We start from the raw sequence: 8,298 nt of genomic DNA on the forward strand, positions 1-8,298 counted from the left end.
GTCCCTGGGCCGCTGGGGGCGCCGCCTTCGCCCGCCGCGCCGGGGGGAGTGGGTGGCACCGGCGGCACCGGCGGCCGTACGGCCGCGGAGGTCCTCGACGCACCGCAGCTCTTCGAGCCGGCGACGTCCTATGAGGTCCGGGATGCCTTCGCCGAACTCGTCCGCCGGGATCTGCTCGGCCCGTGGAGCGGCGAGCGCCAGCAGTTCCACCCCAGGGCGATGGGCCCGCGCGAGCGGTACCTCGTCGGCATGCTCGGGCCGAAGCCGGCTCCGCGCGGTGCCCGGGAGGCCGCCACCGCGGACGTCGTCGCCGACACGGAGACGGCCGTGCAGGGCGACGCGGACGCCGACCTGCCGGAGATCGCCACCCCGCAGAACCGGGGGCGGATCTGGGCGTCGTCGATGGGATTCTCCTTCGCCGTGCTGGCCGGAACCGCCGTGCTGGCCGGAACCGACGGCACGGATTCGGTCGACGTCCTCGCCGTCACGGCGGCCTGGGGGCATTACACCAAGCGGGAGGTGGAGGACGACGAGGGCCGCAAGCGCAGCGCGTGGATCCGCGAACCGGTGGTCTTCGCGAACCGGGAGATCCGCCTGGATGATCACCTGGGCGCCGGTTCCCGGCGGATGCCGCTCGTCGGTGACGACGAGATCGGGGTCTTCCTCGTCGTCACCGTCCGCGAGCGCGGTGCCCGTCGCGTCGTCGAGCTGACGCTGGTCAACAGCCAGCCGGAGCCGCCCTCGTCCGCGGACACGGCGTGGCTGTTCCAGTCGACACTGTCGGTGACCGCGCTGGACGGCGCGCGCGCCGTCTTCCTGCCCGTCGACGATCCCGAAGACGAGTGGTCCGGCCCCGGCTCCGGTTCTGGCCTTGGCCCTGGCTCCGGTTCCCCCGAGGGCGACGCGCCGCTCGCCGGCGCGCCGCCTCTCGACGCTGATCACGAGGATCTGCACCTCCAGTTGTTGTACCGGGGGGAGCGTCGCTACGCGACCGGTCGCAACGTCGCGGTGCATCCGCACGTCCGGCCCGGTGAGCGGTGCGCCCACCGGCTGGAGACCACCTGGCTGCCCACCTACGACGTGCCGGCGACGGTCGCGCCCGCCGGGCCCGGCACGCCGCTGGCTGGGGTCGAACTGGCCATGGACACTCTCGCCGTGGCCGGGCCCGCCGCCCTGCGGCGCGGGTTGACACCCCTCGCCGACGGTTACGCCTCCTGGCTCGACGAGCGCGAGGCCGAGGTCGCGGGCCTGCCGGCGCGGCTGCGCCCGGCCGCCCGCACGGCGATCGGCGACGCCCGCCGAGCGGCGGACCGCATCCGGGCCGGCATCGCCCTGCTCGCCGACCAGGACCAGCCGCGCCACCGCGAGGCGCTGGCCGCGTTCCAGTTCGCCAACGAGGCGATGGCCGCCCAGCGCCGGCACACGGCGATCGCCCGGCTGCGCGACGAGCAGGGGCTGGACTACGCCGCGGCCACCGCCGCCGTGCGGGTCCGGGGCGCGGGGGAGGCCTCCTGGCGGCCGTTCCAGCTCGGCTTCGTGCTGCTCAACCTGCCCTCCCTGACCGACCCGGCGCACCCGGAGCGGGCCGCGGACGCCACCGCCGTCGTCGATCTGCTGTTCTTCCCCACCGGCGGCGGCAAGACCGAGGCCTACCTCGGCCTGACCGCCTACACCTTCGCGATCCGCCGCCTACAGGGGACCGTCGGCACCGGTACCGTGGCCCGCTCCGGCGAGGCCGGGGTCGCCGTCCTCATGCGGTACACGCTGCGGCTGCTCACCGCCCAGCAGTTCCAGCGGGCCGCCACCCTGGTCTGCGCCGCCGAGGTGCAGCGCCGCGCGGACCCGGCGACCTGGGGTGCCACGCCGTTCCGCATCGGTCTGTGGGTCGGCGGCGGGGTGTCCCCGAACCGGTTCGAGGACGCCCGCGACCAGGTCGGCGAGGCGCGAGAGGCCGGCGACGGCAAGCGGGCCAACGTCCTGCAGACCCTGAGCTGCCCGTGGTGCGGCAGCGCGTTCGGGGCCCATACTGACGCCCACGTCGACGAGGACCTCCGCCGGGTGCTGCTGTACTGCCCGAACGGCGAGGGGGCCGACGCCTGCCCGTTCTCCCGGCGGGCGGCGCCCGACGAGGGCCTGCCGGTGCTCACCGTCGACGAGGAGATCTACCGCTACGCCCCGAGCCTGGTCATCGCCACCGTCGACAAGCTCGCCCAGCTGCCCTGGCGCGGCGAGGCGGGGATCCTGTTCGGCCGGGTGAGCCGACGCTGCCCCCGGCACGGGTACCTCCACGACGACCTCGACGCCCGCACCGGCTGCGGCGAGCGTCACCACAGCCGCGGCAGGCGGCCCGCCGTGACCAGCGAGCCGGTCGTCCGGCTGCGCCCGCCTGATCTGATCATTCAGGACGAGCTGCACCTGATCTCCGGTGCGCTCGGCACCACCGTCGGCCTGTTCGAGAGCGCGGTCGACGAGCTGTGCACCTGGCCGGTCCCGGCCGGCGCGCTCACCGGCCCGAAGATCGTGGCCTCGACGGCGACCACCAGGCGGGCCCGCGACCAGGTGCTCGGCGTCTTCGGCCGCGGCCTCGCCGTCTTCCCGCCCCAGGTGATCGACGTGACCGATACGTTCTTCTCCCGGCGGGTCCCGGTCACCCCGGGCCGGCGCTACCTCGGCGTCTGCGCGCACGGGACGAGGATGAAGTCCGCCGAGATCCGCCTCGCCGAGATCCTGCTCCTCGCCGGCCAGACCCCGTTCGACCGGCACGGCACCCCCGTCGAGCCCTACCTGACCCTCGTCGGCTACTTCAACGCCACCCGCGAGCTCGCCGGTATGCGCCGCTACCTCGACGACGACGTCACCACCCGGGTGCGTACCCACGGCCGGCGCAAGGGGCTCGCTAACCGCATCGTCACCGGTACCGGCATGCTCGCGATCTCGGAGCTGACCTCCCGGGTCTCGTCGGCGGACATCAGCGAGGTGTTGGGCCGCCTGGAGATCCCCTTCGACCCCGAGCTCGACACTTCCGCGCGGCGGGAGGCCGTCGCCGAGAACGTCCGTGCATCGTTCCGGAGCAGGGAGCGGGACCGGCGGGCACCGCACCCCCTCGCCGAGCGCACTCGCGCCCGGAGCAACCAGGACCGGATCCCGGTCGACGTGGTGCTCGCGACCTCGATGCTCCAGGTCGGGGTGGACGTCTCCCGGTTCGGGCTGATGGCCGTGATCGGCCAGCCGAAGAACACCGCCGAGTACATCCAGGCGTCCTCCCGGGTCGGCCGGGACGCTGGCCGCCCGGGTCTCGTCGTCACCCTGTACAACTGGGCCCGGCCGCGGGATCTCGCCCACTACGAGGACTTCGAGCACTACCACGCGACCTTCTACCGGCAGGTGGAGGCGCTGTCCGTGACCCCGTTCACCCGCCGCTCCCTCGACCGGACCACCACCGGCACGTTCGTCGCCGCCGTCCGGCACGCCGACGAGGCGAACACCCGCAACGTCGACGCCCACAGCGTGGACCTCGCCGGCCCGGCGGTCAGCGGAGTGATCGACCGGCTGCTGGCCCGTGCCGAGGCCGTCGCCGGGCCGCGCGGCCGGGAGTACCTCGAGGAACGGATCCGGCAGCTGATCGAGAGGTGGGAGCTGGCGAGGACGGGCCCGTCCCGCATCGGCTATCGCACGGCCGGGGGACAGCAGCGAGTCACCGGCCTGCTGGAGCCCGCCGGGCACGTCCGCTGGGACGTTCTCACCGTCGCCCAGTCGATGCGGGAGACTGAGCACGAGATCAACCTGCTGGTGCCCGGCCCCGCCGAGATCTTCACCCCCGCCTACGGCGAGCCGGGCTGGGCGTTCGGCGCGCCGCCGGACGCCGACGGTACCGGTGAGATCGGGAGCAGCGGGGAGATCGGGAGCAGCGAGGCGGACGGCAGGGATGACGAGGTAGTGGACGACGAGGCCGCCCCGGTCGGGGACGAGCTGGGGGAGACGGCCTTCGTGGCGGCACGGGCGGGCCGTCCGGCGCGGTCGGCCCGCGCGGCGCTCCCCGGGAAGGGCATCTGATGGTCACGGCGTTCCACCGGCGGGTTGGCGCGGTCCGGCCCAGTCACCTGATGTTCACCAGCGGTGTCGGCGCGCTCGTCGACCTGCCGAACTTCTCCGCGATCGTCCGCGGCGTCGACGACTGGGACTACCGCAACGTCCCCGAGTACCAGCCGATCGTCGAGCCGCGGTTGCTCGCCGCCGTGCGGCGGCTGTATGACCGGGGCGTCACCGAGCTGCGCCCGGCCCCGTGGGCGGAGACCGACGCGGGCGACCGCAGCGGGCAGGGCGCCCGGATCGGCGTGCCCACCGTGCCGTTCCCGAACTGGCTGCGCTGCACTGCCTGCAACGAGCTGGATGTGATCGCCTCCCGCGCGTTCGGGTTCGAGAACCCGTGGCTGACCCGGCCCCAGGACGCCCGCTTCTTCCACGGCACCTGCGGGCGGAAGAAGACCGGCCGCCGGCCGCTCGCGGTGGCGGCCCGCTTCGTGCTCGCCTGCACCGCGGGGCATCTCGACGACTTCCCCTACCCGATGTTCGTGCACCGGGGCGCGCAGTGCGCCAAGGCGAGTCATCCCCGGCTGCGGATGGAGGACCGCGGCGGCAACCTCGGCGCCAACGTCGAGATCCGGTGCGTGAACTGCGACGCCCGGCGCAACATCCGGGAGGCCATGGGACGCCGGGGGGCGGAGCACCTGCCACGCTGCCGGGGCCGCCATCCCCACCTGGGGACCTTCGCCGATGGCGGGTGCCCGCAGGAGTCCCGCCTGCTCGTCGTCGGCGCATCCAACCAGTGGTTCGCCCAGACGCTGCCGGTGCTGTCGGTGCCGCGGACCGGCGCCAGTGAGCTGGCGGTCAAGGTCGAACAGCACTGGACCGCCCTGGAAGGTCTTCCCACGGTGTCGATGCTGGCCTGGGCGTGCGCGCAGACCGCGGTGCTGCGCGAGTTCGCCCGATGGACGGACGAGGAGATCTGGGCTGCCGTCGAGCGGCATCGCGCCGCGATCGAAACCGGCCCGGCCCCGGGTGCCGACGCCGACGACGAGCGGGCCTACCCGGATCTGCGCACCCCGGAGTGGGAGATCTTCTCCTCCGCCGTCCTCCCCGAACCCACCGACGATTTCGCCCTGCGCCGCGAGCCCGGCGGTGTGCCGGCGCCGCTTGCCGGCTGCTACGCCGACGTCGTGCAGGCCGAACGCCTGCGGGAGGTACGGGCGCTGACCGGGTTCACCCGGCTGGACGCGCCCGACCCGGACGACCCCGACCTCGTCATCCGGGCGCCGCTGGCCCGTGGGCCGGCTTCCTGAGTACCGGCGAGCGAGGTCCGCGGCGAGGGCATGTTCCTGCGGGTGCCCGAGGAGATCCTCGGCCCGTGGGCGCGCCGCGTCGCGGACAGTGTCGCGATGCGCGAGCACCGCGACGCCTACAGCCGATTCCGGGTGAACCGCTACTCCGACCGGATCGCCGGGGACTTCGATCCCATGCAGGGCTGGCCCGGGGAGCGCTTCCTCGCCCTGCACACCCTGTCCCACCTGCTCATCCGGACCATCGCGCTGGAGTGCGGCTACAGCTCGGCCAGCCTGAGCGAACGCATCTACGCCGGGGACGACGGCGACCCGCGCGGCGGCATCCTCATCTACACGGCCGTCCCGGACGCGGAGGGCACCCTGGGCGGGCTGGTGTCGCTGGCCGAGCCCGACCAGCTGCTCCGGCTGACCCGCCGGGCCCTCGCCGACGCCCGGCATTGCTCGTCCGATCCACTGTGCGCCGAGCGGCTGCCGTCGGCGCCCGCCGACTTCCTGCACGGCGCCGCCTGCCACGTCTGCCTGTTCGTGTCCGAGACGACCTGCGAGCGTGGCAACCGCTTCCTCGACCGCCGGTTCGTCGTGCCCCTCGGAGACGAGCCGCAGGACCGCGCCCTCGCCCTGTTCGGCGGGCTGCCGTGAACGGGCTGCCGTGAAGACGAGCGGCCGGGACACGGCGAGCTCCGCGGCTGCCACGGCCACAGACACGGCCACGGTCACCGCCACCGACATCGCCCGGCTGGCCGGAGTCGGGCGGGCCGCGGTCAGCAACTGGCGGCGCCGGTTCGCCGACTTTCCCGCACCCGTCGGGGGGACATCGACCAGCCCGCTGTTCGCGCTGACCTCCGTGGCGGACTGGCTCACCCGGCATGACCGACCGTTCCAGATCGAGGCGGCCGACCAGGTATGGCAGCGGATCCGGGGGGCCGTCGACGATCCGCGCCTCGGTGAGGTGACCGGCCATCTCGGGGGGTTCCTCATCCAGCGCCAGCGGGATCCCGCGGGCGCCACGGCGCTGCTCGGGGAGAGCGACGCGGTGGCGGCCGTATCCCTAGAACCGGCGATCGCCCGCGCCGTGCCGGAGCTTCCCGGTGGTTTCCCCGACACCTGGGAGACCGGGTGGGTGGCGATCGCCCGGGTCGCCGCCGAGGCGGCGGACCGGCACGGCCACGCGGAGCTCTTCGACGCGCTGCGCGCCCGCTACCGCGAGGTCTGCTCCCGGCAGGTGGCGGAGCCTCCGCGGGCGGTCGGGGAGCTGATGGTGACCCTCGCCGGCCTGCGCGGCCGGGCGGGGGCCGCCACGGTGCTCGACCCGGCCTGCGGGGTCGGCGGGCTGCTGGAGGCGGCCCGGGCCGCGGGGGCGGGCCGCCTGCTCGGCCAGGACGTCAACCCGACGATGGCGCGGGTGAGCGCCGTCGGACTGCTGCTGCGGGGTGGTGACGCGCGGATCGTCGCGGGCGACTCGCTGCTCGCCGGCGCCTTCGCCGGGGAACGGGCCGACGCGGTCCTGTGCGCCCCGCCGTTCGGGCAGCGTTGGGGCTACGACGAGCTGCTCGGCGCGCCGTGGTGGCGCCACGGTGTTCCACCGCGGGGGGAACCCGAGCTGGCCTGGGTGCAGTACTGCCTGGCGCACGCCCGGGACGGCGCGCCGGTGCTGGTCATCATGCCGGCGGCCGCCGCGTCGCGCCGGGCCGGGCGCCGCATCAGGGCGAACCTGCTGCGTGCCGGGGAACTGCGCGCCGTGCTGGGGCTGCCGCCCGGGCTGTTCCCGACGGGATCGGCCTCGGATCTGTGGGTGCTCCGCCGCGGTGCCGGCCCCGATGCCGGCCCCGATGCCGGTTCCGGCGGGCCCGGGGCGACGTCCGCTCAGGTACTGCTGGGCCTGGCGCACGGTGAGATCGCCGTCGTCGAAGCGGCCTGGGCGTTGTTCGTCGCCGCCGGCGGGTTCGGCGGCGACACCGCCGATCTGCCGGCGGGATTCCGGCGGATGTGCGTTGCGGACCTCCTCGACGACGAGGTCGACGTGAGCCCGCGACGCTACATCGACCATTCTCCGGAAAGAACCGCTGTCGGTGAGTTCCCTGCTGTCGGTGAGTTCCCTGCCGTCCGGGAGGATTTCCTGGCGATGGTGGCCTCGTTGTCCTCGGCGGTTCCCCTCCTGACCCCACCGAGGGGATCCGGACCGGCGGACCGGCTGGCTTCGCCGAGTGTCACGCCGAGCGTCACGATCGGTGAGTTGGCGAAAGCCGGATCGTTGACGGTCCTGATGGCCCCGTTGCAGACCAGGGCCGGGGTCGGTGACCTGCCGCTGCTCACCGCGGGCGACGTCCGGCATGGGCGGGGCCCGTCGGGCCGGACGGAGGAACTGGCCGGAATGCTCGTTCTCCGGCCCGGCGACGTCGTCTGTGTGACGGCGCCGGGGGAGACCACGGCCCGGGTCGTCGAGGACGCGGGTGCCGTTCTCGGGCCGCGGGTGGTGCTCCTGCGGGGCGATCCCGACCGGCTCGATCCGTACTTCCTGGCCGGGATCCTGCGGGCGGCCGGCCATCGGGCGCACGGGCGATCCGGTGGCGGTGCGGACGCCCAGGCCGCCGGCCGCTCGGGTGGATCGTCGCCGCCCGCCGGCCTGCGGCGGGTCCGGATACCGGTTCTCCCGCTGGCCGAACAGCGTTCCCGGGGGCTCGACTTCCATCGCCTCACGATGGTCGAGAAGTCGCTGCGCGACGCGGTGGAACTGGCCGAGACCATCGTCCGGCTCGGTCATCTCGGAATCGCCGACGGAAGCCTGCGGGGCGGGGCGACAGGTCCCGTGTAATGACGCCCCTGCCCGGTGTGCGGGTCCGGCCGAAGCCTTGTCCTGGTAACGGTGAAGGCGGCGCGGTGCAACCGGAATCAGCAACCCGACAATGCTGTGGCCGGCCGACAATGCCCTGGCCGATGCCGTTTCCGGGTGGGGGTAGTG

The 8,298-nt window shown here is 74.2% G+C and carries 2 protein-coding genes and 1 pseudogene; all 3 read left to right on the forward strand.

Going from position 1 to position 8,298, the window contains the following annotated elements; translation table 11 throughout:
* On the forward strand, positions 1 to 4,053 hold a 4,053-nt coding region (gene drmA / locus AC08OJ_RS16485), incomplete at its 5' end, for a DISARM system helicase DrmA (RefSeq protein ID WP_476596195.1).
* Positions 4,053 to 5,978 (forward strand): annotated as a pseudogene (gene drmB, locus AC08OJ_RS16490) (DrmB family protein). The gene drmA and the pseudogene drmB, both read left to right, overlap by 1 nt.
* A 10-nt stretch (positions 5,979 to 5,988) precedes the next feature.
* The gene (locus tag AC08OJ_RS16495; RefSeq protein WP_476593991.1) at positions 5,989 to 8,151 is read left to right on the forward strand and encodes an HsdM family class I SAM-dependent methyltransferase; all 2,163 of its coding nucleotides are present in this window, start codon (positions 5,989 to 5,991) and stop codon (positions 8,149 to 8,151) included.
* The last annotated feature ends 147 nt before the right edge of the window (positions 8,152 to 8,298 follow it).

It is taken from the genome of Frankia sp. CgKIO3 (assembly GCF_977946435.1).